Annotated in this window: 31 protein-coding genes; 30 read left to right on the top strand and 1 reads right to left on the bottom strand. The window is 64.9% G+C overall.

Translation table 11 applies throughout. The features are described from left to right. Positions 1–35: 35 nt before the first annotated feature. The 28 genes from AOZ49_RS03905 to AOZ49_RS03770 all read left to right on the top strand — a co-directional run bounded on the left by AOZ49_RS03905 (position 36) and on the right by AOZ49_RS03770 (position 23,946). Positions 36–428 carry a hypothetical protein gene (locus AOZ49_RS03905; RefSeq protein ID WP_054474390.1) on the top strand — a complete coding sequence of 131 codons (393 nt, stop codon included), beginning with the start codon at positions 36–38 and terminating at the stop codon, positions 426–428. Continuing rightward, entirely contained in the window at positions 418–726 is a 309-nt protein-coding gene (locus tag AOZ49_RS03900; protein WP_033454018.1) for a hypothetical protein, read from the top strand. The genes AOZ49_RS03905 and AOZ49_RS03900 overlap by 11 nt, the downstream gene beginning before the upstream one ends. 3 nt (positions 727–729) lie before the next feature. Continuing rightward, complete coding sequence (locus tag AOZ49_RS03895) at positions 730–1,308, top strand: DUF3486 family protein (protein ID WP_054474389.1); 579 nt, start codon at positions 730–732, stop codon at positions 1,306–1,308. Next, positions 1,305–1,583, top strand: coding sequence for a hypothetical protein (locus AOZ49_RS03890; RefSeq protein ID WP_054474388.1), 279 nt, complete (start codon positions 1,305–1,307; stop codon positions 1,581–1,583). The genes AOZ49_RS03895 and AOZ49_RS03890 overlap by 4 nt, the downstream gene beginning before the upstream one ends. After that, positions 1,583–3,385 carry a hypothetical protein gene (locus tag AOZ49_RS03885; protein WP_197286695.1) on the top strand — a complete coding sequence of 601 codons (1,803 nt, stop codon included), beginning with the start codon at positions 1,583–1,585 and terminating at the stop codon, positions 3,383–3,385. The genes AOZ49_RS03890 and AOZ49_RS03885 overlap by 1 nt, the downstream gene beginning before the upstream one ends. Before the next feature lie 20 nt (positions 3,386–3,405). Then, entirely contained in the window at positions 3,406–5,031 is a 1,626-nt protein-coding gene (locus AOZ49_RS03880; RefSeq protein ID WP_054474387.1) for a DUF935 domain-containing protein, read from the top strand. Positions 5,032–5,049: 18 nt separating this feature from the next. Then, on the top strand, positions 5,050–6,324 hold the full coding sequence (locus AOZ49_RS03875; protein ID WP_054474386.1) for a phage head morphogenesis protein: 1,275 nt from the start codon (positions 5,050–5,052) through the stop codon (positions 6,322–6,324). Between the two features lie 111 nt (positions 6,325–6,435). Beyond that, the gene (locus tag AOZ49_RS03870; protein WP_054474385.1) at positions 6,436–7,539 is read left to right on the top strand and encodes a phage protease; all 1,104 of its coding nucleotides are present in this window, start codon (positions 6,436–6,438) and stop codon (positions 7,537–7,539) included. 38 nt (positions 7,540–7,577) lie between these two features. Continuing rightward, the gene (locus AOZ49_RS03865; protein WP_054474384.1) at positions 7,578–7,991 is read left to right on the top strand and encodes a hypothetical protein; all 414 of its coding nucleotides are present in this window, start codon (positions 7,578–7,580) and stop codon (positions 7,989–7,991) included. A 36-nt stretch (positions 7,992–8,027) separates the two neighbouring features. Beyond that, positions 8,028–8,918: a Mu-like prophage major head subunit gpT family protein gene (locus tag AOZ49_RS03860; RefSeq protein WP_054474383.1), complete on the top strand. Its 891-nt coding sequence runs from the start codon at positions 8,028–8,030 to the stop codon at positions 8,916–8,918. A gap of 56 nt (positions 8,919–8,974) precedes the next feature. Next, the gene (locus AOZ49_RS03855; RefSeq protein ID WP_054474382.1) at positions 8,975–9,238 is read left to right on the top strand and encodes an HI1506-related protein; all 264 of its coding nucleotides are present in this window, start codon (positions 8,975–8,977) and stop codon (positions 9,236–9,238) included. Positions 9,239–9,382: 144 nt separating this feature from the next. Further along, on the top strand, positions 9,383–9,889 hold the full coding sequence (locus AOZ49_RS03850) for a gp436 family protein (protein ID WP_054474381.1): 507 nt from the start codon (positions 9,383–9,385) through the stop codon (positions 9,887–9,889). Then, positions 9,889–10,479, top strand: coding sequence for a phage virion morphogenesis protein (locus tag AOZ49_RS03845; protein WP_054474380.1), 591 nt, complete (start codon positions 9,889–9,891; stop codon positions 10,477–10,479). The genes AOZ49_RS03850 and AOZ49_RS03845 overlap by 1 nt, the downstream gene beginning before the upstream one ends. Continuing rightward, positions 10,469–11,092 (top strand): hypothetical protein, encoded by a 624-nt coding sequence (locus tag AOZ49_RS03840; protein WP_156333341.1) that lies wholly within the window; start codon positions 10,469–10,471, stop codon positions 11,090–11,092. The genes AOZ49_RS03845 and AOZ49_RS03840 overlap by 11 nt, the downstream gene beginning before the upstream one ends. A gap of 16 nt (positions 11,093–11,108) precedes the next feature. Next, positions 11,109–11,354 (top strand): DUF2635 domain-containing protein, encoded by a 246-nt coding sequence (locus AOZ49_RS03835; RefSeq protein ID WP_054474378.1) that lies wholly within the window; start codon positions 11,109–11,111, stop codon positions 11,352–11,354. A gap of 17 nt (positions 11,355–11,371) precedes the next feature. Beyond that, the gene (locus AOZ49_RS03830) at positions 11,372–12,844 is read left to right on the top strand and encodes a phage tail sheath subtilisin-like domain-containing protein (protein WP_054474377.1); all 1,473 of its coding nucleotides are present in this window, start codon (positions 11,372–11,374) and stop codon (positions 12,842–12,844) included. 12 nt (positions 12,845–12,856) lie between these two features. After that, on the top strand, positions 12,857–13,210 hold the full coding sequence (locus AOZ49_RS03825) for a phage tail tube protein (protein ID WP_054474376.1): 354 nt from the start codon (positions 12,857–12,859) through the stop codon (positions 13,208–13,210). A gap of 32 nt (positions 13,211–13,242) precedes the next feature. Then, a complete protein-coding gene (locus tag AOZ49_RS03820; RefSeq protein ID WP_054474375.1) occupies positions 13,243–13,542 on the top strand; it encodes a hypothetical protein in 300 nt (99 codons plus the stop codon). Positions 13,543–13,681: 139 nt separating this feature from the next. After that, positions 13,682–15,859 (top strand): phage tail tape measure protein, encoded by a 2,178-nt coding sequence (locus AOZ49_RS03815; RefSeq protein ID WP_054474374.1) that lies wholly within the window; start codon positions 13,682–13,684, stop codon positions 15,857–15,859. Position 15,860: 1 nt separating this feature from the next. Beyond that, complete coding sequence (locus AOZ49_RS03810) at positions 15,861–17,111, top strand: DNA circularization protein (protein ID WP_054474373.1); 1,251 nt, start codon at positions 15,861–15,863, stop codon at positions 17,109–17,111. Further along, entirely contained in the window at positions 17,111–18,238 is a 1,128-nt protein-coding gene (locus AOZ49_RS03805; RefSeq protein ID WP_054474372.1) for a phage baseplate assembly protein, read from the top strand. The genes AOZ49_RS03810 and AOZ49_RS03805 overlap by 1 nt, the downstream gene beginning before the upstream one ends. Beyond that, positions 18,235–18,780, top strand: coding sequence for a phage baseplate assembly protein V (locus AOZ49_RS03800; protein ID WP_054474371.1), 546 nt, complete (start codon positions 18,235–18,237; stop codon positions 18,778–18,780). Before AOZ49_RS03805 ends, AOZ49_RS03800 begins: the two co-directional genes overlap by 4 nt. Positions 18,781–18,833: 53 nt before the next feature. Next, a complete protein-coding gene (locus tag AOZ49_RS03795; RefSeq protein WP_054474370.1) occupies positions 18,834–19,316 on the top strand; it encodes a phage GP46 family protein in 483 nt (160 codons plus the stop codon). Between the two features lies 1 nt (position 19,317). After that, complete coding sequence (locus AOZ49_RS03790; protein WP_054474369.1) at positions 19,318–20,370, top strand: baseplate J/gp47 family protein; 1,053 nt, start codon at positions 19,318–19,320, stop codon at positions 20,368–20,370. After that, on the top strand, positions 20,367–20,960 hold the full coding sequence (locus AOZ49_RS03785) for a YmfQ family protein (RefSeq protein ID WP_156333340.1): 594 nt from the start codon (positions 20,367–20,369) through the stop codon (positions 20,958–20,960). Before AOZ49_RS03790 ends, AOZ49_RS03785 begins: the two co-directional genes overlap by 4 nt. Positions 20,961–20,981: 21 nt before the next feature. Beyond that, entirely contained in the window at positions 20,982–21,854 is an 873-nt protein-coding gene (locus AOZ49_RS03780; protein ID WP_054474367.1) for a hypothetical protein, read from the top strand. Positions 21,855–22,648: 794 nt separating this feature from the next. Then, complete coding sequence (locus AOZ49_RS03775) at positions 22,649–23,020, top strand: hypothetical protein (RefSeq protein WP_054474366.1); 372 nt, start codon at positions 22,649–22,651, stop codon at positions 23,018–23,020. 134 nt (positions 23,021–23,154) lie between these two features. After that, positions 23,155–23,946: a DNA adenine methylase gene (locus tag AOZ49_RS03770; RefSeq protein WP_054474365.1), complete on the top strand. Its 792-nt coding sequence runs from the start codon at positions 23,155–23,157 to the stop codon at positions 23,944–23,946. Here AOZ49_RS03770 and AOZ49_RS33815 read toward each other — a convergent pair. After that, positions 23,906–24,928, bottom strand: coding sequence for a tyrosine-type recombinase/integrase (locus AOZ49_RS33815; RefSeq protein ID WP_082380301.1), 1,023 nt, complete (start codon positions 24,926–24,928; stop codon positions 23,906–23,908). The two genes, AOZ49_RS03770 and AOZ49_RS33815, sit on opposite strands and share 41 nt — an antisense overlap. Before the next feature lie 210 nt (positions 24,929–25,138). Between AOZ49_RS33815 and AOZ49_RS03760 the strand changes: the two genes are divergently transcribed. Next, a complete protein-coding gene (locus AOZ49_RS03760) occupies positions 25,139–25,642 on the top strand; it encodes a sigma-70 family RNA polymerase sigma factor (protein WP_054474457.1) in 504 nt (167 codons plus the stop codon). Beyond that, positions 25,629–26,170, top strand: a 542-nt coding sequence (locus AOZ49_RS03755) for a FecR domain-containing protein (protein WP_156355585.1), incomplete at its 3' end; no start/stop codon positions are given. The genes AOZ49_RS03760 and AOZ49_RS03755, both read left to right, overlap by 14 nt.

Here is a 26,170-nt window from a genome sequence, read left to right as displayed (position 1 = left end):
ACCGTGGACTACATCAACAAGCCGGGGAAGGATCGGTGAAGATCGAATTGGAAGTTTGGCAGCTCATCACGCTGCTGCTGGGATTTTTCGGGGCCTGCGCAGGCGCTGGGAGGCTGTTGCTCACGCAGATGCTGCGTCACATTGATCTGCGCTTCCGTGCCCAGGAAGATGCGCGATCGGCCAACCACGAGCAGGTTCAGCATCGACTGGACAAACTCGAGGAGTCAGCCAAGCTGGAGGCCGGCGAGTGGCAGCGTGTCGAACGCGAGTTCCTGCAGATGCAGCGTGACATGGCTCTGCAGTACGTTCGACGTGAGGACTACATCCGTGGTCAAAGCGTGGTCGAGGCGAAGCTGGATGGCTTGGCAGTGAAGATCGAGAACCTGCAGCTGCGGGGAGTATTGGATGGAAAGAAAAATGCAAATTGACCTGGCCCGCTCGCGCCGCGAATCGCTGCGCTGGCTGATTCTGTTGACCCTGAACAACGCACGCCCCATCGGCGCCTTCGAGGGCCCGATCCTGTCGGTTGCCCAATCGGAGTACCCGGATGCCACGCCGCTGGAATTGCGCCGCGAGCTCGACTACCTGTCGGACCGCGACCTGGTCAAACTGGAGAAGCGCCCGGACGGCAAGTGGTTCGCGGATCTCACGCGCTACGGCACCGACGTGGCCGAATACACGATCGACTGTGAGCCTGGCATCGCCCGGCCCGTCAAATACTGGTGACCCATGGCTGGCAAGAGCAGCATTCATCGCCTGCCCGAGGAGATCAAGGCCTACATCGAGGCGCAGCTGGCCACCGGCTGCCACACGCTCGATAGCCTGATCGAGGATCTGCGCGAGCGATTCCCGGTCGAAGCCAACGCCGGCAGCTTGCCCAGTCGCAGCGCCATCGGCCGGTACGGTCAGAAGCTCGAGCGCCGGCTGGCCGCCATTCGTGCAAGCACGGAAGCGGCCAAGCTCATACGAGCGCACGCCGGCGACGAGATCGATGCGCGCAGCGAGGCGTTGACGGCCCTGGTCCAGACCGAGCTCTTCGAAGCCATCATCGAACTGCAAGAAGCTGACGATGAGACGGACTCGGGCAAGCGAGTGGAGCTCCTGAGCAAAGCGGCCAAGAACATCGCCACGTTGGCACGCAGCTCGGTCAACCTGAAGAAGTTCCAGGCCGAGGCCGAGGAGCGTGCGCGGCGCGCGCTGCTCGCCCAGCAGGATGCCAAGCTGCAGGAGGTCGCCAAGGCCCAGGGCATGAGCGCCGAGCAGGTCGACTTCTGGCGCCGTGACTTCCTGGGTATCAACGCACCGTGAGCATCCTCTCTCAGATCCCGAGTACCGAGCTCGGCACGCGCTTCACGCACTACGGGTGGTTCTGCGGCGTCGTTCCCGTCTATCTCGGCAACCTCGAAGGCGAGGCCCCGTTGGTGGCCGAGCGCAACGGCATCCCCGAGTGGGTGCTGAGCCTGGCCACAGCGCTGTTCAGAACGTTCGTCCAGGTCGCAGCAACCGTCGCGCCCGACCGAGATATCCAGATCCCGCTGGTGGTGACGGGCCCGATCATCCCTCTGCCTGGTGGTGATCGTTGATGGCCGCCGTCATCAAGCCCCTGGCCTCAACCCTGCGCGTCCTGGAATGGGAAGACCTGCCCGCCAGCGTGCGTTCGATCTCGGACAACTTCAATCCGCTGGCCGACGGCATTCTGATGCTGCACCAGCGCCAGGTCGCCGCTCTCAAGGCGTCAATCATCGCCATCCCGAAGGGCCGGCGCACGGGCATCACCTTTGGCACGATGCTGAACAAGACGCTGGTGGCCGCGGCGCGCAAGTCCGCCGGCGGCGACAACGTCTATTACATCGGCGACACCAAGGAAAAGGGCCTGGAGGCGATCGGCTACTGCGCCAAGTTTGCACGGGTGATCGCGCGAGCCCAGGGCGAAGGCGTCACGGGCGTCGAGGAGTTCCTCTTCGAAGACCAGGACGAGGGCGGTAAGACCAAGCACATCACCGCGTATCGCATCCGGTTCGCCAGCGGCTTTCAGGTGTGCGCCCTGTCCAGTCGGCCAGCGAACATCCGCGGCCTGCAGGGGCACGTCGTCATCGACGAGGCGGCCTTCCACCCGGATGTGCAGGGCGTGCTGGATGCGGCCACCGCACTTCTGATCTGGGGTGGTCAGATCACCATCATCAGTTCGCATAACGGCAAGAACAACCCCTTCGCCCAGTTGTGCCGGGACATCGAAGCCGGCCGCTATGGCGCAGATGCAGCTGTGGTGACGGTCACGTTCGATGACGCGGTCACCAACGGCCTGTACGAGCGGGTGTGCTTCATGAATGGCACGCCGGCCACGGCCGAGGGCAAGAAAGAGTGGTACAGCAAGATCCGCAATGCCTATGGGGTGCGCAAGGCGGCCATGCGCGAGGAGCTCGATGCCATCCCGCGCGACGGCAGCGGCGTCAGCCTGCCTGGCGTCTGGATCGAGAACGCCATGGCCGAGGAGCGGCCGGTCGTGCGCCTGGCGCTTGACGATGACTTCGTGCGCAAGAGCGAGGCGGAACGCCGCTCATTCGTCGAGGACTGGATTCGCCGCCAGGTTGAACCTGCCCTGGCGCTGCTCGATCCGAAACTGCAAAGCGTTTTCGCCCAGGACTTCGCGCGCCACCGCGACTTCTCGGTGTTCGGTGTTGGGCAGATCGAGGCGAACCTGCGCCGGCGCGTGGTGTTCATCGTCGAGATGCACAAGGTGCCGACGCGCCAACAAGAACAGGTCATCTGGTACATCATCGAGCACATGCCGCGCCGTTGTGGCGGCGCCATGGATGCAACCGGTTCGGGCGAGACCCTGGCCGAATACACGGCCGACAAGTTCGGGCACGACCACGTCCACCAGATCAAGCTGAACCGCGCCTGGTACGGCGCCTGGATGTCCAAGCTGATCCAGGGCTTTGAAGACGGGATGATTGACCTGCCGCGTGACGCGAACGTGGCGGCCGACCTTCGCGCGATCGAGGATGTCGAGGGCATACCGATGGTGGTGAAGCTGCGGCGCAAGGATTTGAAGGACCCGGAGCTGACCCGCCACGGTGACTCGGCGGTGATGCTGGCGCTGCTGTGGTTCGCGTCGATGAACCTGGCCGCGCCCATCGACTACACGCCGGTACCGCGCCAAACGAGCCGTTGGGATGCGTTGCCCGGCGAGCACGACGATGACACGCCGTGGGCCGGCGACGGCGCGTGGCGTGAGGCACTTCAAATTTCCGGCCTTTTGGGGCGTTTTTTGGGGTGGGTGGCTACGCTGACCCCAATCGCACGTCTGAGGGCCTTTATAAACACGTGTAAACGGCTTGCCGGGGCTTCGCTCCACCGGGGAACCGTCGCAGGTTTGGGTTGAGACCCGAAAGAGAGAGATTCATGGCTCAAATCGTTGATCAATTCGGCCGCCCGATCACCAACATGCACCTGGAGGAGCCGCAGACGGCTCGGCTGGGACACCTGCAATCGGAATGGGAGAACCATCCCACGCGCGGTTTGACCCCGCCGCGGCTCGCGCAGATTCTGCAGCAGGCCGAGACGGGCGACATCACGGCGCAGCACGAGATGTTCGCCGACATGGAGGAAAAAGACGCGCACCTCTTCAGCGTCATGCAGACGCGCCGCCTGACCGTCAGCCAGCTCGACTGGTCGATCGAGCCGCCAGCGAACCCCACCAGTGCGGAACTGGACGAAGCGGCCTTCGTGACCGAGGTGCTGCAGAGCCTGGAAATGGAGGACATTCTCTTTGACATGACCGATGCAGTCGGTCACGGGTTTTCGCCGATCGAGCTCGGATGGGACACGATCGAGAAGATGCGCATGCCGGTCACGGCAACATTTCGCCCGCAAGGGTGGTTTCGTACGCCGATCGCCCCGGGCCTTGATCGCAACGAGCTGCGCCTGCGCGACAACAGCGCCGATGGAGAATCGCTCTGGCCGTTTGGCTGGATCATGCACACGCACCGCTCGCGCAGCGGCTACATCGCCCGCACGGGCCTGTTTCGGGTGCTCGCCTGGCCGTGGCTCTTCAAGAACTTTGCCGTGCGCGACCTGGCTGAGTTCCTGGAGATCTACGGGCTGCCGCTGCGTCTGGGCACGTACAACCCCAATACCTCCGACGACAAGGCACGGGCGACGCTCTTGCGCGCTGTGATCGGCATTGGCCACGATGCGGCCGCCATCGTGCCTGAGGGCATGAAGATCGAGTTCAAGGAAGCGGCCAAGGGCGAGTCCACGCCGTTTGACAGCATGATTGGCCTGATGGAACGCAGCACCAGCAAGGCGGTGCTGGGTGGCACGCTCACCAGCGGCGAAGGCGAGCACGGGACGCAGGCCCTGGGCAAGGTGCACAACGAACTGCGCCACGACCTGAAGAAATCCGACGCGCGCCAGCTCGCCACTACGCTGACGCGCCAGCTGGTGTACCCAATTCTGGCAGTCAACCGGGGCCGCACGTCGTTGCACCGGTGCCCGCGCCTGGTGCTCGACACGCAGCAGCCCGAAGACATCAAGTTGCTCGCCGATTCGCTACCCAAGCTGGTGAACATGGGCATGCGGATCAAAGCGGACTGGGCGCACAGCAAGCTCAAGATCCCGATGGCCGAAGAAAAGGATGCGATCCTGCAGCCCGCTGCGCCGTCGTTTGGCAACGGCAATGGCGATGGCGCGGGCGGGCTCGCGGGGTTGGCTGCTGGCGGTCGACGCCGGCCCGCTCCTGCGCAGCTGGCGCGGTTGAAGGCCGCGCCGGGAGATCTGACCAACACGGCGGCCGACGCGATCGACAGCCTGGTCGATGCCATGCTCGATGAGTGGCAGGCCAAGCCTGACCCGATCCAGAAGGCGATCCAGGAAGCGCTGGAGATCAGCACGTCGTTCGAGGACTTCCAGGTGGCCGTCGAGCAGCGCCTGGCAGCAATGGACGCCACGGCGCTGGCGGACCTGCTCAGCCGCGGCACGCTGGCGGCTCGCCTCTGGGGCAACCTGACAAATGGGGGTCGTACTTGAATGGCGGACGCACCTGACATGGCCGCCATCGAGCTGGAGCCGCTGCCGCCGCGTGAGGCTGTCGAGTTCTTTCGCCAGAAAGGCTACCGGATGGCGTTCTCCTGGCAGGACATGCCTGCCCAGGAACACGCCGCCGCGTTCACGGTGGCCAAGGCGATGCGGCTGGATGTGCTGAAAGACATCCGCGGCGCCACCGACCGCGCGATCGCCGAGGGCACCACGTTTCAGGACTTTCGGCGCACGCTCGGCCCGCAGTTGCAGGACAAGGGTTGGTGGGGCAAGCGCGAGATGGTCGATCCGGTCACCGGCGAGACGGTCAATGCGCAGCTCGGCAGCGATGCCAGGCTGCGCAAAATCTTTGACACCAACGTTTCCACCGCGTATTCCGAGGGGCAGTCCGAGCGGATCCAGCGCAACATCGAGCTGTTTCCCTACCTGCAGTACTTGCGCAGCTCAAGCGAGCACCCTCGCTTGTCGCACGCGGCTTTTGCTGGCCGGATCATGCGTGCAGACGATCCCTGGTGGCAATCGCACATGCCGGTCAAGGAATGGGGCTGCAAGTGCGGTGTGCTGCAGCTGACCGCGCGCCAGGTTAGCCAGATGGGCCTTGAGGTCAGCGAGGCACCGCCCGAGCGGTATGTCGAGTACACGAACACCCGCACGGGCGAAACCATGGATGTGCCGGTGGGCGTGCATTCTGCCTTCAACTACCGGCCGGGCCTGCGCCGCGAGAGCCTGGCCCGGGCACTGATGGACAAGGCCGATGCGGCCGAGCCACGCACGGCGGCGCGCATCCTGGCCGACGGCGCCGACCAGGTCGCGCCACTGGTGCAGGCCGAGTTCAACGACTTCGTCGGCCGCTACACCGGCGGCGAGCGCCGCACGGTTGGTCAGCGTCGCGTGGTCGGTGCATTCTCCAGCGACCAGGTCGACGCGCTGCAGGACGCCGGCCAGCTGCGCGGCGCGAGCGCCCGCGGCACGATTCACATTGACATGACACAGCTGCGAAGCATGCTGGGCGATGGTCAACATGCTGCCGGCCAAGCCACGGACGCCGGCGCCGCGCTTGTCGCGCAGCTGCCGACGCTGTTGCGCCAGGTCGGTGAGGCATGGCTGGACGGCGATCATGCGGTGCTGCTATGCACTTCCCCCTCCGATTCGCAACGCGTGGTGAAGGTTGTGGTGGACCTTTCCGGCCAGGCGCATGGCAAGGCCGGGGGCAATGGCGTGGTCTCGATGGAAGTGATCGACCCGGCAACGTTTGACCGCACGGGCCTATCCAAGCTGCAATAGGTGACGGCGCTGGGCGAGGTGCTGCTGCGCCGGCGGCAGCTGGTGGGCACCCGAAAACGCGGTAAACCCGTTTAATAGAGCGTTCCAAGGCATGGCGTCAGACTGGCGCCCATGCCTAAATCCACCGCCCCACTCCTGGCCGCGTTCGCCGTGCAGATCAAACGCACGGGTGACGATGATGCCGTCCCTGAGCTGCATCTGCTGCCTGATGGCGAATTCAAGCCGCAGGCGGCCGAGGATGCGCGCGAGATGCCCAAGTCGGGCACGTACCGCATGAACGCCCAGATCGCCGAGCGGGTCATCGCTCTGGCGCGGGCGAGCGTCAACGATCTGCCGATCGACTATGAGCACCAGACGCAGCAAGCGGCCAACAACGGTCAGCCCGCGCCGGCGGCCGGGTGGATGGCCGGCGCCAAGTTCGTCTTCCGCCCTGGCGAAGGCCTCTTTGCCCAGGGGGTGCAGTGGACTGCGCGCGCCAAGCAGATGCTGGACGACGACGAATACCGCTACCAGAGCGCCACATTCCTCTATCACCCCGAAACCGGTGACGTGCTGGCCATCGTTGGCGCTGCGCTCACCAACCGTCCTGCCCTGGACGGGTTGACCAGCGCTCAGCTGGCCGCGCTCAGCGCGCAGTTCGCGCGCCAATTCCTTCCCCCCACCTCCGAGGACGACATGAACCCTCTGCTCAAAGCCCTGCTCGAAGGCCTCGGCCTGCCCGAGACCGCCACCACCGAACAAGGCGTATCCGCCCTGGCCGCGCTGAAGTCCCAGGCCGCGCAGGCTGGCCAGATCGCTGGCCTGAACGCCCAGATCGCGACGCTCAAGTCGACGCCGCCCGATCCGACCAAGTTCGTGTCGGTGGAAGCCGTTGCTTCCTTGAACACCGAACTGGCGGCCCTGCGCGCGCAAGCCGTTCAGGGCGAGCTCGATCAGGTCATGGACCAGGCCAAGGCTGAAGGCAAGGTGGCCAGCGATGTCGTCGAGAAGACCTGGCGCGACATCGGCAAGGCCGACCTGGCGCAGCTCAAAGCGCTGGTAGCCGCCACGCCCGCCAACCCGGTCCTGGCTGGCAAGCGCCAGACCGATGGCAAGCAGCCGGGCCAGGGCGTAGGCGAACTGAACCAGGCCGAGCTCGCCGTGTGCGCTGCGATGGGCATGACGCCCGAGCAATTCAAGGCCGGCAAGCAAGCCCAGGGCCTGGCCAACGGCTGATCGCCGCTTCCCCCGTTTCTCACCTTCAGGACACTTCCATGACCGCGCTGACCCAGGATCGCAACACACTGCGCCGTGACGGCAACCAGATCGAATCGCCCGTGGCGGCCACCACCAAGATCTTTGGCGGCTCGATCGTGTGCATCAACACCGCCACGGGATACGCCGTGCCGGGATCGACCTCGACCACGCTCAAAGCCGCGGGCGTTGCCGAAGACCGCGCCGACAACAGCGCGGGCGCTGCGGGCGAGATCCGCGTGCGGCTGCGCAAAGGCCCGCACCGCTTCGCCAACAGCGCCTCGGCCGACCTCATCACCCTGGCCGATATCGGTGCCGACTGCTACATCGTCGACGACCAGACGGTGGCCAAGACCTCGGGCACCAACACCCGCAGTGTGGCTGGCAAGGTGTTCGATGTGGGCGCCGACGGCGTCTGGGTCGACTTCGCCTGATCGGCCACCAGCCCTTCGAATCCGGAGATTTCGAACATGATCATCAATCACGCCAACCTGGCGATCCTCAACCAGGCCTACAACGCGGCCTTCCAGTCGGGCCTGACCACCGCGGCTCCCATGTGGAACCAGCTGGCCATGATGGTGCCCAGCACCACCAGCACGGAGAAGTACGCCTGGCTGGGCTCCATCACCAAGTTCCGCGAGTGGCTGGGTGAACGGGTCTATCAGAACCTGAAGCAATCGGACTACTCGATCAAGAACAAGACCTGGGAAAACACCGTGTCGGTCGGCCGCGACGAGATCGAGGATGACCAATACGGCGTGTACAAGCCCGTCATCCAGCAGCTGGGCCAGGACGCGGCGACGCACCCCGATGAGCTCGTCTTCGAACTCCTGCAGGCGGGCTTCTCCACGCGTTGCTTTGACGGCCAGTACTTCTTCGACACGGATCACCCTGTCGGACAGCCCGGTAAGGAAGTCAGCGTGAGCAACTTCCAAGGCGGTACGGGCGCAGCCTGGTTCCTGGTGGACACGACCAAAGTGATCAAGCCGATCATCTACCAGCGTCGCCGCCCCTACGCCTTCCAGGCCAAGACGAGCCTGACCGACGACAACGTCTTCAACCGCAACGAGTTCGTCTGGGGTGCCGATGGCCGCAGCAACGTCGGCTATGGCCTGTGGCAACTGGCCTATGCGTCCAAGGAAGGCCTGGACCTGCAGGCGTACTCCGATGCCCGCGCCTCGATGCAGAGCCAGAAGGCCGACAACGGCAAGCCGCTGGTGATCCGCGCCGCCGAGCTCTGGGTGCCGCCCTCGCTGGAGCAGGCCGCGCTGGAAGTCATCCAGGCCGATCGCCTGGCTAACGGCGCGAGCAACGTGATGCGCGGTACCGCCAAGGTCGTGGTCTGCCCGTACCTGGGCTGATCGGTAAATCCCGCCCGCACCACTTGACCCAACCCGATATACCGGAGATTGCCCACATGGCTACCGCCAAACCCCGAGGCCGCCAGGCCACCGCAAAACCGCCCATCACCAAGCCCGAGGGCGCCAAGGCCCTGAAGGTCGTTCCGAAAGTGGACGGCTTTCGCCGCGCCGGCCGCGCCTTCGCCGGCGAGACGGTGATTCCGCTGTCCGAGCTGACCGATGAGCAGTTCGAACAGCTCACCACCGAGCCGCAGCTGGTGACGATGCTCGTCGACCTGCCCACCGAGCCGGACGACAGCAGCCAGGCCAACGCCACCTGACACCCCATGCGACGGGCGCTGAACCCCATCTGTTGCGTCTGACGGATGGGGGGAGCCTTGCAGACGCTACCGCCCAACCTCTGCCGGGGCTGGATAGAGCGGGAACCGGTTTGGTCTAGCCCCGGCATTTCTACGGTCTTTCCCATGTCCTACGCCACAGCCACCGAACTGCTGATCCGTTTCGATTCCGATGAGATCTCCCAGCGTGCCGACCGCATGGTGCCGCGCCTGGTCACCGACGAGATGCTGCGCATCGCGGCCGCTGGAGGCGATTTGAGTGGCTTTGCACCCGAAGAGCGTGCCGCGATCGCGCGGGCCATGGAAAAGGTCGACCGCGCGCTGGCCGATGCACGCAACACGATCGATAGCTACATCGCCGGGCGGTACACCTTGCCGCTTTCGTCTGTGCCGCAGGTCCTGATCCGGATCGCCTGCGAACTGGCCCGCTACTACCTCTACGACGATCAGTTCACCGAGACCGTCAAGCAGCGCTACGACGCCAACATCAAGTTCCTGGTCGGCGTGGCCTCGGGCGACGTGAAGCTGGGCGTGGATGCGGAATCGGGTGTCGAGCCGGCCGGCGGCGCCGGCGCCGAGCTGTACACCGCAGGCCGGATCTGGGATCGCCGCTCCTCGGGAGGGTTTCTCTGATGGTTCAGGCCACGATCCGCTACGAGGGGCAGCGCGGGCTGGATGCCGCGCTGTCTCGCCTGGCCGCGCTGGGGCGCTCGCCGCGGCCGATCTTCAAAGCGATCGCCAACTACGGCGAATCCTCGACCCGCCTGCGCTTTGAGCGCCAGCGGGGCCCTGATGGCTCGGCCTGGAAGCCCAGCCGTCGGGTCCAGAAGTCCGGCGGGCAGACGCTCGTCAACAGCCGGCGCTTGCTGCGCAGCATCACCAACGTCTATGGCGACACCTATGCAGCCTGGGGCAGCAACGTCGCCTATGCACGCATCCACCAGGCGGGCGGCGAGATCAATCGCGCCCCGTATTCGACCCGCATCCGCCTGCGCACCGATGCCCGCGGCAACCTGGCGCGCCAGCCTGGCAATCGCAATCTGGCGGTGTTCGCCCGCGATCGCCACAAGCGGGCCCGCACGAGCTGGCATGAGGTTCGTGCCTACAAGATCCGCATGCCCGCCCGGCCGTTCTTGGGCGTGAACCGTGAGGATCTGTGGGCAATGGGCCGCCTGACGGTGCAGGCCATCCAAGCGGCCGAGGGAGGTGGCGGTGCTCGGTAAGCATGAACTCGCCCTCATCGCGGCCTTGAAGGCGCGCCCGGGTATCCAGAAGACCACGCGCACGGTCGACAGCCTGCCCACCGTGCCTGATGACGCCAAGCTGCTGCAGCGCTACCAGGTGGACGCTCCTGCCCTGTACGTGACCGAAGGGGTGTACCGGATCGTCGACGACATGGGCGTACTGGCATTCACCGTCGGGATCGTCGTGCGCAACGTGGGCGGCAATACCCAGGCTCGCCTTGGCGATGGCCAATCCATCAGCGCGGACCAGCTTCTGACGTTGGTGATCCGGGCGCTGCATGGCCGGCGCATTGGCGACGCCAGCTGGAACATCCGCCGCGCCGAGTACCTGGAGCCCGTCGACGTGTTCGAGGCCGCCGGGCTGACCGTGGTCGGCGTATCCGTTGAAAGCACGCCGATGGCGCTGCCGGACGACCCCGAGGAGATCGACGGCCTGGGCGACCTGCGCCACGTGCACCTGGATATGGACATCGCCCCGCACGCAAGCCGCGAGGAACATGAAAAATGGCTCGTCGAGCCGCCCGATTACACCACCGACAGGCCTGACCTGCAGGCTGACATTCCGCTGGCTGGCGCCGGCACCGACAACTGACATCCGAGGATCCAGAATGCAGACCGTCACCCTCAAACCCGCCATCGTTGATGGCGAGCCGCTCAAGGTCCGCAAGCCCCAAGGCGGCTATCTGGCCGCGCAGGGCGAGCCCACCGTGCTGACCACCTACTGGCGCCGTCGCCGCGATGACGGCGACGTGACCGAGGTCAGCGCCGCCTCGCAGGCCATCGATCCGGCGGACACCCCGCCGGCACCCGCCAAGTCCGCCTCGGCCAAGGGCGCCAAGCCCGCCACCGAGTAACGCTCCAAGGAACCGCCATGCCGGACAACATTATCTTCAACACCATCCCGACCGACATCCGTACGCCGGGGCAATACGTCGAAATCGACAACTCCAAGGCGCTGCGCGGGCTGCCGTCGCTCAACCGCCGCATCCTGGTCGTGGGCAACAAGCTGCCCACCGGCATGGCGGCCCCGCTGACCCTCTATCGTGTGAACAGCGGTGACGAGGGCGCCACGCTCTTTGGCCGCGGCAGCGTGCTGCATGAAATGCTGCGCCTGGCACGCGCGGCCAACAAGACGAGCGACATCTGGGCGCTGAGCGTCGAAGACCTCGCGGCCGGTGTCGCCGCCACCAAGACCGTCACGGTCACCGGCCCCGCAGCCGGCGCCGGCACGATCGCCCTCTACATCAACGGCCAGAAGCTGTCGATCGGGGTGGCAGCTGGCGATGCCGCCGCAGCTGTCGCCACGGCGATCGCTGCGGTCGTCAATGGCTACCAGAATGGCCCGGTCACCGCTGCGGCCGCGGCCGGCGTGGTGACGCTGACGGCACGTCATAAGGGAGCCTTCACCCAAGGCATCGGCGTGCTGGTCAACTTCTACGACGACGAGACGCTGCCGGCCGGCCTGACGCTGGAGATCGCCAACGGCGTTGCCGGTGCCGGCAATCCGGATGCGGCGGACGTGGTGGCGGCAATCTCCGACGAATGGTTCTACACCATCATTTCGCCCTGGAGCGATTCGGCGAACATGGCGATCATCGAGGCCGAGCTCGCCAGCCGGTTCGGGGGGATGGACATGCGCACGGGGCACCTCTTTACGGGCATGGCCGGCACGCACGCCCAGCTCAGCACCTATGGCTCTGCCCGCAACAGCGAGAACAGCTCGTTCATCGGTGTGAAGAACCCGCCCCAGGCGCCGTACCTGTGGGCGGCGGTACACGGCGCGGTGGTCGAGTTCAACGGCGCCATCGACCCGGCGCGCCCCTTCCAGACGCTCGACCTCCCGGGTCTGCTGCCGCCGAGCCCGAAAGATCGCTTCCGTCGCGAAGAGCGCAACCTGCTGCTGCACGATGGCTGCAGCACCTTCACCGTCTCGCAGGACGGCATCGTGCAGATCGAGCGCGTGGTGACCACGTACCAAACCAACGCCTGGGGGATCGAGGATGTCTCGTACTTGGACGTGGAGACCGTGTGGACGGCGGACTACATGCGCTATGCCTTCCGCACGGCCGTGGCCACGAACTTCCCGCGGCACAAGCTCGCCGACGACGGTACCGACTTCGACCCCGCCCAGCCGATCGCGACGCCGTCGATGATCGCGGGTGTCCTGATCGCCACCGCCAAGTCCCTGGAGAAGGCGGGCCTCCTGGAGAACTTCGAGGACTTCAAGAAGAACCTCATCGTCCAGCGCAGCATGGTCGATCGCAACCGTGTCAACGCCGTCATCCCGCCTGACCTGGTGAACCAGTTCCGGGTGTTCGCGGGCAGCATCCAGTTCATCCTGTAAGGAATCACGACTATGTCTCAGGTTACCGGCCGAGTATTCATCAGCGTGGGCGGCCGCCGCCTGCGCAGCAAGCCCGGCGCCACGCTCGATATCGGTGGCGTGTCGCGCGCGCCCGTCATGAGCGATAGCGGCGTCGACGGCTACACCGAGTCCACCGCTGCACCGGCGGTGAACTGCACCATCAGCCACATGGCCGGCGTGAGCCTGGCCGACCTGGCGGCGATCCGTGACGAAACCATGCGGTTCCAGACCGACACCGGCATCGGCTACACGATCCGCGGCGCCTTCCTGGCGGCGCCGCCCGTGCTCGGCGGCGGTGGCGAGGTCACGCTCGCCTTCAACGGCGTCGAGTGCATCGAAGGCTAGAGCCGCTTTGTAAATCCATTTCAAGGAACATCATGAAAACTCCCCTGACCGTTATCAAGACGCTGCCTTCGCCCTGGGTGGTAGGCGGCAAGCCCGTCACCGAGATCGAAGTCCGAGAGGCGTCGTTGGGTGACTCGCTCGAGGCCGAGAAAGAAGCCAACCCGGCGCTGCAGCCGACGGCCTTTCAGGTCGCGCTGGCCTGCCAGGTGCTGGTGCGTGCGGGCGACGATACCGGCCCCTTCGTGCCGGGGCAGTTCAAGACCCTCAAGGGCAAGCAGTGGGCCGTCTTCCGTGAGGCCATGCAGGAGGCTGAAAAGCTGGGGGAAGACTGACGCGCGCCCGCGAGGGCGCGCTCCTGCAGATCATGCTCTTGGCATCCCGGCTGGGTTGGAGCCGGGCCGAGATCCTGGCGCTTCCCTTGGCGGAAGCGCAGTTTTATGTAGATCAGCTCACTAAGAAGAGGTCTGGGTAATGAGCGAATTCGTCGTTGGGGTTCGTGTCGACGGCACCGCGGCCGGCCTGAACAAGGCCGCGCTGGAAGCTAAGAAGGCCCTGGACAACATGGCCATCGCAGGGGCCAAAGACCTCACCGCGATCGGCCGTGCCACCAAGCAGACCGAAACCTCGCTCGTGAACATGGCGACGCGCACCCAGCGCGAGTTCGCCCGCATGGCCCAGGCGCGCGAAACCCTGGGCATTCGCTCCGAGCATCGAATCCAGCAGGAGATCCTGCGCACGCAGGCCGCTTACCAGCGCCTGGCCAACAGCGGCACCATGAGCTGGCGCGAGCAGCAGCGCGCCGCCGAACAGATGCGCCAGACGGTCGGACGGCTGAATGCCGAGATGGGCGTGTTCAGCGGGCGGCAGCGCCTGATCGCCGGCGCTCAGAAGGCTGGCCTGTTGGCTGCTGGGGTTATGGCGGGTGCCGCCGTGGTGGCGCCGAAGGTCAATCGGGCGTTCTCCTATGACGAGCAGCTCGCCCATATGGCGAACACCGCATACGGTGATCCGTCGCTGAACGCAGCCGAGGATCGAGCACGACGTATCGCTGGACGGACTGAAATGGACCGGGCTATCCGCGATGCGATCCGATATGGTGGCGGAACCCGGGAAAGCGCATCGGCAACGCTGAACTCGTTGCTATCGTCCGGCCGCTTCAATTCTGCGGACTCAATGACCATCTTTCGCGAGGCCCAGCGTGCCGCTACGGCGAACCAGGCGTCGGGAGATGAATTTGCCCAGATTGCGTTCGCTGCCAACGCGAGCATGGGGATCAAGCCGCAGGAAATGGCACGCGTCTTCGGGGCTGCTACGTTCGCCGGTCAAAGCGGTGCATTCGAGATCCGGGATCTGGCGGCCTCTCTTCCCAGCCAGTTTGCATCAGCTCGAAACGTTGGCTTGTCCGGCGTCACCGGAGTGGCCAAGCTTGCTGCTTTGAACCAAGCAACAAGGCTGACTGCTGGGACTTCTGCGGAGGCTGCAACAAATACCGAAAATCTCCTCACAAAGATGGGAGCGCAGGACACCCGGAACAACTTTGCAAAGCTGGGGATTCGATACGACAAGAGACTCGCAGAAGGCCGCATGGCTGGTCTCGACGCGCTTGACGTAACGGCAAACATCATTGAGGAGCAGCTTGCAAAGGACAAAAACTACCAAAATGCGCTCACGAAATACCGGAAGGCTCCCGAGGGAACTGAGCGGCAAGAAGCCCTCGCGTCAGTGATGAATATCGCCCAGGGCAGCGTCATATCCAAGCTGTTTCCAGACAAGGAGGCGATGAAGGCTCTAGTTGGATTCCTTGCAGACCGCGGCAATGTCAACAAGATTGCCAAGGATTCATTGCTATATGGCGCCGATGCTGTCAACCGGAACATGTGGACTGTCGAAGAATCCCCCAGTTACGCGCTCAACCAGGCAAAGCAAGCAGAAGAGTTCGCAAACTACGATGCAATGATCAAGCTTGCGCCGGTTACCAAGGCAGTCGCAGACAGTTTTGCTGACCTGGCCAAGAGCTCGCCGCAATTGGCGGCCGCGATTAGCGGCTCTATCACGATTCTTCAGGGCCTGGCGGTTGGAGCTGGGGTTGTCGGGTTAGGCGGGGCTGCGCTTGGCGTCGGAAAGGCCGCAAGCTCTATCGGCGCAGCACGGGCAGCGCGGGCCGCAGCAACGGCAGCCGCAGCTGCGGCCCCAGCTGGTGCCACGAGCGCGCTCGGCGGCGCCGGAGCAGGTGCGGCGGGAGGCATCAGTGCCGCCGGCGCACTGTCGGCCGGCTTTCTGGTTGCAGCCCCCATCGCTGGCGCTTTGGCGCAAGACAATATGTTCCGCACCGAGGAGGGACTGCGCAATCGCATCGCTCAGCGCGAAGAGAGGATCAAGATGTTCGACGAATTGATTGCAACGAAGCAGGAGGTTGGTGACACGCCGCTGTCTATCAGCAAGGTGCAGGCCGAGCGCGATGACGTGGTTGCTTCGCGCGACGAGATGATCCGTCGACTGCAGGAACTGCTGGCCAACGCCAAGGTCGGCGGCGAGGTCAATGTCAACATCACCGCAGCCCCGGGCATTCAGGCAAATGCAGACCTGCAGCCCAATGACGGCACCCGAATGACGGGCAATGTCGGGCGCACCAATGTGAACACGGACTGATATGGGCTGGCGTGAAGAACAGCGCAGGGTGGCGCATCCCGACGGGATGGCGGTCGGCGCAAGCTTTCGGGGCGTGCCCTTTCGCACGACCGAGTCGGATACCGGTGTCGGCCGGCGCAACGAGGTGCACGAATACCCCATGCGGGATCTGCCCTATGCCGATGACCTGGGGCGCCGCGCGCGCGAGTTCCAGGTCAATGGCTATGTGGTGGGCGAGAACTACCTGCAGGAGCGAGACGCGCTTATCGAGGCGCTTGAAGCGTATGGGTCTGGCGAGCTGATTCATCCCAAGTACGGCATGCTCAACGTGGTCGTACTGGGGCGGGTCAGCATCCGCGAGTCTCATACTGAGGGCGGCATCGCCCGGTTCGCGATCACGTTCGCCGAGGCCGGCGAGAACACGTTCCCGCAGGCGGCATCGAGCACTCAGGATGGCGTGCACGACGCGGCAGACGAATTGGGCACGGCTTCCGTGGATCGCTTTTCCTCTCTAATCGACGTCTCCGGCGCCGCCACCCTCGTTTCTGACCTGGTCGGACGCGTTACCTCCAGTCTGGACGCTCTGCAGCGGATGGTTGGACTGAACGGCCTGGTCGACCTTGCTGGAGACGTCGTACGCGGTGTTTCGTCAATTTCGGACCGTCTCTCCACGCTGATCCGTACGCCAGAGACGCTTGCCCTACAGCTCCAGTCGCTGTACCAGCAACTGGACGTGGCCATCAAGCGTCCGAAGTCAGCCATAGCTGACCTGCGCGCGGAGTACGGCGCCAACGACCCGGCGCCATGGACAAGTCCCGTCGGGTCGGCATCTCCGCCCCTGGGCGCCACCGCGGCCCGCCGGGTGGAGAACGCGGCCGCGATGGAGGAATTCACCCGCAGCCAGGTGATTGCGACCCAGGCCCGCATTCTGACCGACGCCATTGCCGCCAAGGAAGTGACGACGGGTCAAGACGCCCGCGACCAGGCCGACGTGGTGCTGGAGGAGATCGATCACGAGCTCGAGGCCTATGACCCGCCGGCGCAGATGGCGGCCGCGCTCATTGCGCTTCGAGTTGCCATCGTTCGGGACGTGGCCGAGCAAGCCGACCGCCTGCAGCAGCGAGCGACCTATACCACCCAGGCCATGCTGCCGGCGCTGGTTATCGCCCAGCGTGTGTACCAGGATGGATCGCGGGCCGATGAGCTCGTCGCTCGCAACCAGGTGCGCAACCCGCTCTTCGTGCCGGCCGGCGACTTGGAGGTGCTGCGCTAATGGCTCAGCTTGACGAAAACCTGATCACGCTGGTGGTGGGCGGCCAGGCCTATGGTGGCTGGAAGAGCCTGGAGGTCGAGCGCGGCATCGAACAGCTCGCGGGTGAGTTTCAGCTGACGCTGACTCACCGCTGGCCAGGCGAGGAGGCCCCGATCGGCCTGCGCGAGGGCCTACCGTGCGAGGTGAAGTTCGGCCAGGACGTGCTCATCACGGGTTACATCGACACGATCGATATCGACCTGACCGACAAGTCCTGCAGGCTCAACGTCAGCGGGCGCGACAAGACGGGCGACCTGGTGGACAGCTCTGCCATCCATGGCAGCGGTCAGTGGAAGCGCGCGCGTCTGGAGCAAATCGTACGAGACATCTGCAAGCCGTTCGGCATCGAGGTGCTGGTGCAAACGGACACGGGTGACGCGATCGACAGCTTCTCCCTGGATGACGGCGAAAAGGCGTTCGATGCGATCGACCGTGCGGCTCGGGCCAAGGCGATCCTGGTGACCAGCTCGCCGACCGGCCAATTGGTGCTGACCCGCGCCAGCGAGACGCTGATCGAAACCAAACTGGTCGAGGGCCTGAACATCCGGAGAATCAGCGCGCGACACACCTGGGCGCGGCGCCATTCCGAGATCCGCATGAAGGCGCAGGTCGCGGGCAATGACAACCAGTTTGGCGCGACGGCCGCCCACATCCAGGCCAAGGCAACGGATCCGGAGATTGATCGATACCGGCCGCTGATCATCCATTCCGAGCAAGGCCTGAGCAACGCCGAGGCCAAGGAACGCGCCCAGTGGGAGGTTTCCACCCGGATGGGGCGTGGTAAGCGTGCGCAGATCATCGTCGTTGGGTGGCGCACAGGGCAAGATGGCCAGGTCGGCGATCTGTGGCTCCCCAACACCCTGGTCAGGGTTACCAGCCCCCGCATGTTCCTGGATCTGGATTTGCTGATTACCTCCTGCCGGTACACGCTGGACGAGACCAATGCCCGTCGCACGGCGCTCACCGTGTGCCGGCCGGAGGCGTTTGATCTGGAGGGCGCATCGCCGCGCCGCCGGCGCAAGCGCCGCAAGCAACACCTGGATGACTCCCCCTGGGATCTGTCCGGCACGGGGAGACGCGAAGAATGAGCATCTCCTCGGCCCTGAATCGGATCCGGCTGGCCATTGCCCGCGCCCTCGTTGGCCAGGTCAACGACGGTGGCGGCCTGCAGACCGTCCAAATCGGCATCCAGGCCGATGTCGGCCGCGACCAGGCAGAACGGTTTCAACAGTACGGCATGACGTCGGTGCCGCACGCGGGCGCTGAATGCGTCACCCTGTCCGTGGGCGGGAATACCGATCACCAGGTGGTAATCAACGTCGATGATCGCCGTTACCGGATGCGCGGCTTGGAGACCGGCGAAGTCGCCATGTACGACGACCAGGGCATTTCGATACATCTGACCCGCGCCGGCATCGTAATACGCGGCGCCGGAAAGCCGATTCGCATGACGGATGCCAGCGAGATCGAGCTGGACTCTTTCGTGCGCGTGACGCGCGGCCTGCGCGTCGACGGTGACGTGGACCTGCGAGGTGGTAAGGCTACCCACAACGGCACGGACATCGGCCATCAGCACAAGCATGACGGCGTGCAAGAAGGCGACGACATCTCCGGCACGCCCGTCGCCTAGCCGGTAAACCTGTTTAATGGCACTGCCGGCCATGTTCCGCGAGACTGCGGAGCATGGACTTCTCTCTCACCCTTGACCCCGAAACCGGCCTGCTCGACATGAGCCTGGCCGGTGCGGATTTCGCCGGCGACGATACGCTGGTGACGGCGGTGCTGCTCAGCTTGTGCACGGACCGCCTGGCGCAGCCGCACGAGGTGGCGGCTGGTGAAGACCGCCGTGGCTGGTGGGCCGACGCCTACGCCTCGTCCCCCCAGGACAAGTTCGGTTGCCGCTGGTGGCTGCTCGCCCGAGAAAAGCAGTTGCAGTCCACGGTCCAGCGCGCCCGCGATTACGCCCTCGAAGCTCTGAAGTGGATGCAGGAGGACGGCCTGGTCACCTCGGTGGGGGTGAGCGCCTTCGTTCCGCGGATGGGCTGGCTCGTCCTGCTTATCACGCTCTCCCTGAACGGCGTAGACCGCCGTTATCGATTCGAATGGAACGCCGCGACCCAGGCCTGGCGCCTGGCTGGCGAGTCGTTCGTGCCCTCTGAGGTTTGACATGCCGGTTCCCCGTCCAACCCTTCCCAAGCTGATCGAGCAGCTGGCCTCCGAGATGGAGAGCCGCCTGCCTGGCATTCTTCCTCGAGCCCGTCGCAGCTTGGCTGGTGTCCTGGTGCGTGTGTTCTCGGGCGGCTTGGATGCGCTCTACAAGTTCCTCGAGCGGGTATTCAAGCAGGCCTGGCCCGACCAATGCGACGAAGAAGAACTGTCCGCTCACGGCGCGCGATGGGGCGTCCAGCAAAAGACCGCGGCGCCGGCGACTGGGTCGCTGTTGATTGGCGGGGAAAACGGGGCGGCGCTGATGGCGGGCTCCGTGTTCCAACGTGCGGACGGGGCGCAGTTCACGGTCGACGTGGGAGTGATCATCGTGGGCGGCAGCGCGACGGCCGCCATTACCGCAGTGGGAACTGGCCAGGCGGGCAACACTGCGGCCGGCATTCAATTCAATCTGGCCAGCCCCGTGCTGGGCATCAACAGCACTGCCGTCGCGTCGACCGAGATCTCCGGCGGCGCCGATGTCGAGCGACCGGAATTGTTCCGGGCCCGGATCCTGGAGCGGATCCGCCGGCCACCCCACGGTGGCGATAACGATGACTACGTGGCCTGGGCCAAGGAAGTCGCTGGGGTGAGCCGCGCCTGGTGCACGCCCAACGGAATGGGCGCCGGCACGGTCGTCGTACGCTTCGTCCGGGATGACGATGATGATCCGATCCCAGACGCGGGGGAGATCGAAGCCGTTCGGATGCATATCGAGGCGCAACGGCCGGCGACAGCTGAGCTGTTCGTGCTGCCGGTGGTGGCCAAGCCTGTCGCATACGTGATCTCGGACCTGCAACCAGACTCGGCCGAGATCCGCGCCGCGATCATCGCTGAGCTCAAGGACATGCACGTGCGTGATGCAATCCCCGGTGGCACGCTGCTGATCACTCACATGAGGGAGGCAATCTCGATCGCCGCTGGCGAGAACGACCACGTGCTGGTGTCTCCGGCCGGCAACGTGACCTGCCTGCCCGGCGAGCTGGCCACGTTCGGGGGAGTCACGTGGGCGTGAGAAGCATAGAAGCCTGGCGCGAGGCGCTCCTGGCGCTGTTGCCGCCTGGCGGCATGCTCAACCGCCAGCCTGGCGGTGTACTGGTTCGCCTCATGGAAGCCTGCGGCGCCTCGATGCGCGCGGTCGAGCGGTTGGCGGTATCGCTGGTGGCCCAGTTCGATCCGTTGCTGGCCGACGAGTTGCTAGAGGACTGGGAACGGCTCTACGACCTCCCCGATGAATGCCTGGATGCCCCTGTGGGCAAGGAACAGCGGCGCCAGCGCGTGAACATGCGCCGACTCATGCTCGGCGACGCCAGGCCCGAATACTTCCGGCAGATGGTCATCGGCCTGGGCTATCCCGACGCGCGGATCGACGAATTCCGCCCGTTCCGGGCCACCAGCAAGTGCACGGCGGCAATCAACCAGGGCGGCTGGCGCTTTGCCTTCCGAGTGAACGTGGTCGCCTCTGCCAACGTTGTCCAGGCCACCGCCAACAGCAAATGTACGGCGCCGCTGCGTGCCTGGGGCGATCCCGGGTTGCTGTGTCTCCTATCACGCTACAAGCCCGCGCACACAGTCGTGCTGGTCGGGTATGTCGATTCCCTTTGATTTTCACTTTCCAGGTGCGCCATGCGACGAATAGCCACTCCCACCCGACATCTGAACAAGTTTGGCCCCGGCCGCGACGGCTTTACCAATGGCGATCCGATCGCTGGCATACCGTCGACGGACCTGCAGGCTGAGTGGTTCGACGCCCTGCAGGAAGAGGTGGCCGCGGTCGCCGAGACCGGTGGCGTGGCGCTCGACCCCAACAACAACGCTCAGCTCCTGCAGGGAATCCAACGCCTCATCGCTGCGGCGCTGACCAACCGTCCGCTGATCCGCTCGATCCTGGATCTGCCTACGGCCGATGCGGGCCCGATCATCGTGAGGGAATGCAGCGAGGTGTGGACGTGGGTCAGCACGGCATTTTTCACAGGCTACCGCTCCCTGTTGTGCGGACGCCCCTTGGATGGTCACACCGCGGCACCGCTGGCCAGCGAGGTCGACGCGGTGGGTGGCCTACTGCCGAAGGTCGGAGCCTACGCAGGCCTGTGGGGCTACGCGCAGGAGGAAAGCCTGGTTCGCACGGAAGCTGTGTGGCAGGCCAATCGCGGCGCGCATTGGTTCTCGGACTACTCGGCCACGCAGTTCCGGGTGCCCGACCTGCGCGACATGTTCCGCCGCTTTACGGGGACTGACCTCGACACTGCAAATGCGCGCGAGGCCGGCAGCAGGCAGGGCGACGCATTCCAAGGCCACTGGCACGCCCTGCACTACTTCCCTGCGGTGCGTGGCCGCGTGGAGCCGGATGGGACCACCGATGCCTACGAGTCCCCGGTCGGGGCGGTATCGACAAACCGGGTACGCGATCCGATCTCTGACGGCGCCCGAGGCGCGCCCCGGGTGTCGAAAGAGACCCGGTCCCTGAACGTTGCTTACTACCCTCGGATCCATGCTTGACGTCCGCCTCACTGCAAATGCAAGAGCTATGGGCAGCCGTCAGAACGATGCGTTGCGCCTGCACGGCCACAGGGTGCGCGGCACGAACACAGCAACCCCGTTCTCGTCGCTCTACGCTGTGGGAGGTGCTGCCAACACGCTTGCTGGCGGCCAGGCTGGCGGGGACAACTTCTACGAGAAAGGTCCCGCAGGTGGTTCGTTCCCATACATCGAACAGACTGGGGGGGCCGAAACCCGGGGGCCGAACGTCGCCTATTACCCTCGGATCCACGCGTAGCCTAGACATGAATTCGTGGGTGATAGGCGGTGTTCGATGACCTGGTTTCCGGCCCCATGTTTGCCGACACCAGGCCGGACTTCGGGAACCCGGCTTTGTTCGACGTGCCTGCGGGCATGAACCACCCTGGTCCCGAAGTCTGCTGGGCAGCCGAGGATTCAAGCAAAAAGGTGAGCGGTCCCACCTGGTCAGCTTGTCTCGACGCCATAGCTCTTGCATTTGCAGTGAGGCGGACGTCAAGCATGGATGCGAGGGTGATAAGCAGTGTTCGTCGGGCGCACCCTCGCTACGTTGCCCGACGTGGGCGTTCCGGCAGTGCCTGGCGTGCTGCTGATCTTCATGCCCGGGGTCGGGCTGGCCACTTGCTCCAGCCCCCATACGGCGGCGGCCGCGGCCGAAAAGTCGGCGATCGACGTCAGGCCGGTGGGGCCACCGTTCACGGCGATCGCGCTTCCCGACTGCCGGGATGCCAACGCCCGTGCATTTGCAGTGTTATTTCCAACCCAAGGAGAGCCGAATGGCTACCAAGACTGTCTATCAAACCGACCCCGTCAGCGGGATCTATCTCTTCGCGACACAGGCTAATGAGCTGGCCCTGGTCCCCGGGGTTTTCAATATTCCCTTCGGCTCTTACGAAGAGGCCCCGCCAGCAGTAGCGGCGGGCGAGGTCGCTCGATGGAATCAGGCCACGTCAGTTTGGGACGTGGAGGAGGATCACCGTGGCGAGGTGTTCTACCTGGTCAAGGACGGGTCCACGTACGAGATAGGAAGCAGCGTCGAAATCGATGGCAACCCGGCTAGCTACCCGGGTTGGGGAAATGTGCCCGCCTGGCTGACTCTGGACGCGCCTGATCCCGTGACTGGCGAAGCTAGCCCCACGGGCGAATAAAGACGCGGCGACGTGCTCGGCGCTGGAACGCCGTGCACGCCCCGCACCAGCAGAATGAGGCTGCCAATGTGGCCAAGGCCGCGTCACCTGTGCACAGGCGCGCCAAGGCTACCATTTTGAAACGAATTTACAAAATGGCATCTCCTATCATTCCGTGGCTCGGTGGCAAGCGCCGCTTGGCCGACCGTCTGCTTCCGTACTTCCCGCCTCACCAGTGCTATGTCGAACCGTTCGCTGGCGGGGCGGCCATGTTCTTCCTGCGGCCCATGGCGGCCGACGTTGAAGTGCTCAACGACGTCAATGGCGAGCTGATAAACCTGTACCGGGTCGTGAAGCACCACCTGGAGGAGTTCGTCCGCCAGTTCAAGTGGGCGCTGTCGAGTCGCCAGGTGTTCAAGTGGCTTCAGATAACGCCCGAGGAGACATTGACCGACATCCAGCGGGCGGCCAGGTTCTTCTACTTACAGCATTCGGCTTTCGGCGGCCGCGTCGATGGCCAGTCGTACGGCACTGCCACCACCGCGCCGCCTGGGCTCAATCTGTTGCGCATTGAGGAAAACCTGTCGTCCGCCCACTTGCGTTTGGCCAGCGCCTATGTCGAGAACTTGCCGTGGATGGAGTGCATCCGCCGCTATGACCGGCCGCACACCTTTTTCTTCATGGACCCTCCCTATTGGGAGACCGAGGGCTACGGGGTGGAATTCGGCTGGGAGCAGTACGAGCTCCTCGCGGCAGTGTTGGGAAAGCTCAAGGGGAAGGCGATGGTGACCTTGAACGATCACCCCGCCATCCGCGATCTATTCTCCAGCTTTCCGATTGAGTCCACCGACATCACGTACACCGTGGGTGGTGGCGCTGGCGCCCACCGGCGTGAGCTGGTGATATTCAGCTGGGACGTGCACGCTGAGCCAGCAGGGCTGGTGTGAGGCCTGCCGCCAAGCGTGCCCGCTGTCGGCGACCAAGATCGCTGCGGGCTAGCTCCTTGGCCAGGTCTCGCCCCGACGGGTGGTAGTAGCGCAGCAGCATCCGAGTATCTCGGTGCCCAGTCACTTTGGCCAGCTTGTGCATGTCATATACCTCGGCAAGGCGGGTTGTGGCCTCGTGGCGTAGATCGTGCAGCCGGAGATCGGCGAAGTACTCTGGCCTTGGCGTACGCCCGTACCGCGCACAAAGGGCCTCATAGTCCCTTCGTGCACGCTTTCGGGCCCGGGCAAATGCCCGGGTGGCTGACGAGGGCGAGATTGAGAAAATCCGCCCTCTGGAAGGCCTCCCGACGAGGTAGTGTTTCAACCAGGCTAGAGCCCAGGGAGTCAATGGGACAGCGCGGCGCTGACCATTCTTGGTGTCGTCGAGGTAGATCACACCGTGGGCAAGGTCAATTCGCTCTCGCTTTGCGGTGACGACCAGCTCGGAGCGGCGCATGCCGGACTCTGCGGCCAGGACCATGATGGTTGGCAGCTCGGCCGAGGTGGTAGACCGGATGAGCCATTCGATCTCGCTCCTGGGGCACTCGGTCTCCGGGACGCCTCTAAGACGGATGTTGTCGTAAAGGCGACGTTCCCGGGCATCGTTGACGGCTGGACGGTCTACAAACTGGAGAGGGTTGACCAGGGTCCGGTGCTTCCACGTCTTCCTGGCCACTGTATACAGATGGGACACAAGGGCGAGGCGGCGCACGACCGTCGCTGGTGCCAGGTCTTTCAGCCAAGCGTTGGCAATGTCGCTGATGTCGGTGTCCGTTATTGATGCCAGCCGGCGATTGGCCAGCCTGGTCTCGAGCCAACGTGCGGCGATCGAAGCGTCGGTCGCTGTTCCTTTCTTTCGAGGGGATATCTCAGCCAGGTATCGTGCCAGAGAGTCGGAGAGAGTGGGGGTGAGGTTTTGGGGTCTGTGTTTCCAGCGGCTCATAATCGAAAGCCGTCAGATTCCCCAATTTGTAATTATTTTTCCGCTGGCGTAACTCAGCGAGCGGGCATTTATCTCACATCAGACGCCCCAAATTTCGCGCGCCGCTTCAGGAGGCGTCGTCAGCGGCCATGGTGGCGTCCTTGCATGGAATGCGGGTTTGTTTATGAAAATGGAAACCATTATCATGCCTGACTCTATCGATTGCGCGCCATGTCATTGCGTTCGTCCCGCCCATCCGGCTTCCTGGCCTATTACGAAGAACTGCTCGCGGTCTGGGCCCGGAAGCTGGGCTGCCGCGACGCCGCGCGCGATCTGGCCCACGACGCGCTGGTCAAGTGCCTGGAAACGGACCCGGCGCAGGTGGCGCAGCCGCGCGCCTATCTGCACCAGGCCGCGCGCAACGCGGCCGTCGACCAGTTCCGCCGCGACGGCGGGCAGGAATGGGTGCCGCTTGATACCATTGCCGACCACGCCAGCCCGCTGGGCGACCCGATGGCCCAGGCGCGCACCGGCCAGCTGGGCCAGGCGCTGGAAGCGGCGCTGGCGGAACTGCCGCTCAAGTGCCGCCAGGTGTTCGTCTGGCAGCGGCTGGAAGGCCTGACGCAGGCCGAGATCGCCGAACGCATGGGATTGAGCAAGAACATGGTCGAGAAATACATGATTCGCACCGCGTTGCATCTGCGCGAGCGGCTGGGGGCTTATGCGCCCAACTGACGCCGCATCGCCCGGGCAGGCCGGCCGCGAGGCCGGCGCCGACGCCATCCGCGCCGAGGCGGCGCGGTGGTTCGCGCGCGCCCATTCCGGCGAGTGGGACGCCGCGCAGGAACAGGCGCGCGCCGACTGGCTGGCGGCCGATCCGCGCCACGCCTATGAGTACCGCCTGCTGGAATCGATCTGGCAGGCCGCGGACGCCGTCGCGCCCGAGCGCCTGCGGGCCCTGGCCGAAGCGCCGGGCCGCGCGTCCCATTCCGGACGGCGAGCCGCGCTGGCCTTGAGCCTGGGCGCCGCGATCCTCGCCGTCGGCGGCTGGGCGCTGTGGCCGCGCGGCGCGGGCTGGACCGAATACCAGACACAGGTTGGCGAACTGCGCAGCGTGGCGCTGCCCGATGGTTCCCGCGCCGAATTGAATAGCAACAGCCATATCCGCGTGCGCTTCGACGACGCCGAGCGGCGCGTGCTGCTGGTGGCGGGCGAGGCGCTGTTCTCGGTCGAGAAGAACGCCGGCCGTCCGTTCGTGGTGGA

This window comes from Achromobacter sp. 2789STDY5608615 (assembly GCF_001298995.1).
GTDB classification, from domain to species: domain Bacteria; phylum Pseudomonadota; class Gammaproteobacteria; order Burkholderiales; family Burkholderiaceae_B; genus Achromobacter; species Achromobacter insuavis.
The sequence above is the reverse complement of the archived record's forward strand: the minus strand, read 5'-3'. Positions and strand labels throughout refer to the sequence as shown.

Bases quoted from the DNA above. Each gene is read 5' to 3' on its own strand.
- AOZ49_RS03825 (WP_054474376.1), top strand. From the start codon at position 12,857: ATGTCTCAGGTTACCGGCCGAGTATTCATCAGCGTGGGCGGCCGCCGC.
- AOZ49_RS03760 (WP_054474457.1), top strand. From the start codon at position 25,139: ATGTCATTGCGTTCGTCCCGCCCATCCGGCTTCCTGGCCTATTACGAA.
- AOZ49_RS03775 (WP_054474366.1), top strand. From the start codon at position 22,649: ATGGCTACCAAGACTGTCTATCAAACCGACCCCGTCAGCGGGATCTAT.
- AOZ49_RS33815 (WP_082380301.1), bottom strand. From the start codon at position 24,928: ATGAGCCGCTGGAAACACAGACCCCAAAACCTCACCCCCACTCTCTCC.
- AOZ49_RS03800 (WP_054474371.1), top strand. From the start codon at position 18,235: ATGAGCATCTCCTCGGCCCTGAATCGGATCCGGCTGGCCATTGCCCGC.
- AOZ49_RS03820 (WP_054474375.1), top strand. From the start codon at position 13,243: ATGAAAACTCCCCTGACCGTTATCAAGACGCTGCCTTCGCCCTGGGTG.
- AOZ49_RS03805 (WP_054474372.1), top strand. From the start codon at position 17,111: ATGGCTCAGCTTGACGAAAACCTGATCACGCTGGTGGTGGGCGGCCAG.
- AOZ49_RS03795 (WP_054474370.1), top strand. From the start codon at position 18,834: ATGGACTTCTCTCTCACCCTTGACCCCGAAACCGGCCTGCTCGACATG.
- AOZ49_RS03885 (WP_197286695.1), top strand. From the start codon at position 1,583: ATGGCCGCCGTCATCAAGCCCCTGGCCTCAACCCTGCGCGTCCTGGAA.
- AOZ49_RS03850 (WP_054474381.1), top strand. From the start codon at position 9,383: ATGTCCTACGCCACAGCCACCGAACTGCTGATCCGTTTCGATTCCGAT.
- AOZ49_RS03895 (WP_054474389.1), top strand. From the start codon at position 730: ATGGCTGGCAAGAGCAGCATTCATCGCCTGCCCGAGGAGATCAAGGCC.
- AOZ49_RS03845 (WP_054474380.1), top strand. From the start codon at position 9,889: ATGGTTCAGGCCACGATCCGCTACGAGGGGCAGCGCGGGCTGGATGCC.
- AOZ49_RS03900 (WP_033454018.1), top strand. From the start codon at position 418: ATGCAAATTGACCTGGCCCGCTCGCGCCGCGAATCGCTGCGCTGGCTG.
- AOZ49_RS03880 (WP_054474387.1), top strand. From the start codon at position 3,406: ATGGCTCAAATCGTTGATCAATTCGGCCGCCCGATCACCAACATGCAC.
- AOZ49_RS03770 (WP_054474365.1), top strand. From the start codon at position 23,155: ATGGCATCTCCTATCATTCCGTGGCTCGGTGGCAAGCGCCGCTTGGCC.
- AOZ49_RS03855 (WP_054474382.1), top strand. From the start codon at position 8,975: ATGGCTACCGCCAAACCCCGAGGCCGCCAGGCCACCGCAAAACCGCCC.
- AOZ49_RS03860 (WP_054474383.1), top strand. From the start codon at position 8,028: ATGATCATCAATCACGCCAACCTGGCGATCCTCAACCAGGCCTACAAC.
- AOZ49_RS03815 (WP_054474374.1), top strand. From the start codon at position 13,682: ATGAGCGAATTCGTCGTTGGGGTTCGTGTCGACGGCACCGCGGCCGGC.
- AOZ49_RS03790 (WP_054474369.1), top strand. From the start codon at position 19,318: ATGCCGGTTCCCCGTCCAACCCTTCCCAAGCTGATCGAGCAGCTGGCC.
- AOZ49_RS03780 (WP_054474367.1), top strand. From the start codon at position 20,982: ATGCGACGAATAGCCACTCCCACCCGACATCTGAACAAGTTTGGCCCC.
- AOZ49_RS03835 (WP_054474378.1), top strand. From the start codon at position 11,109: ATGCAGACCGTCACCCTCAAACCCGCCATCGTTGATGGCGAGCCGCTC.
- AOZ49_RS03865 (WP_054474384.1), top strand. From the start codon at position 7,578: ATGACCGCGCTGACCCAGGATCGCAACACACTGCGCCGTGACGGCAAC.
- AOZ49_RS03830 (WP_054474377.1), top strand. From the start codon at position 11,372: ATGCCGGACAACATTATCTTCAACACCATCCCGACCGACATCCGTACG.
- AOZ49_RS03875 (WP_054474386.1), top strand. From the start codon at position 5,050: ATGGCCGCCATCGAGCTGGAGCCGCTGCCGCCGCGTGAGGCTGTCGAG.
- AOZ49_RS03810 (WP_054474373.1), top strand. From the start codon at position 15,861: ATGGGCTGGCGTGAAGAACAGCGCAGGGTGGCGCATCCCGACGGGATG.
- AOZ49_RS03870 (WP_054474385.1), top strand. From the start codon at position 6,436: ATGCCTAAATCCACCGCCCCACTCCTGGCCGCGTTCGCCGTGCAGATC.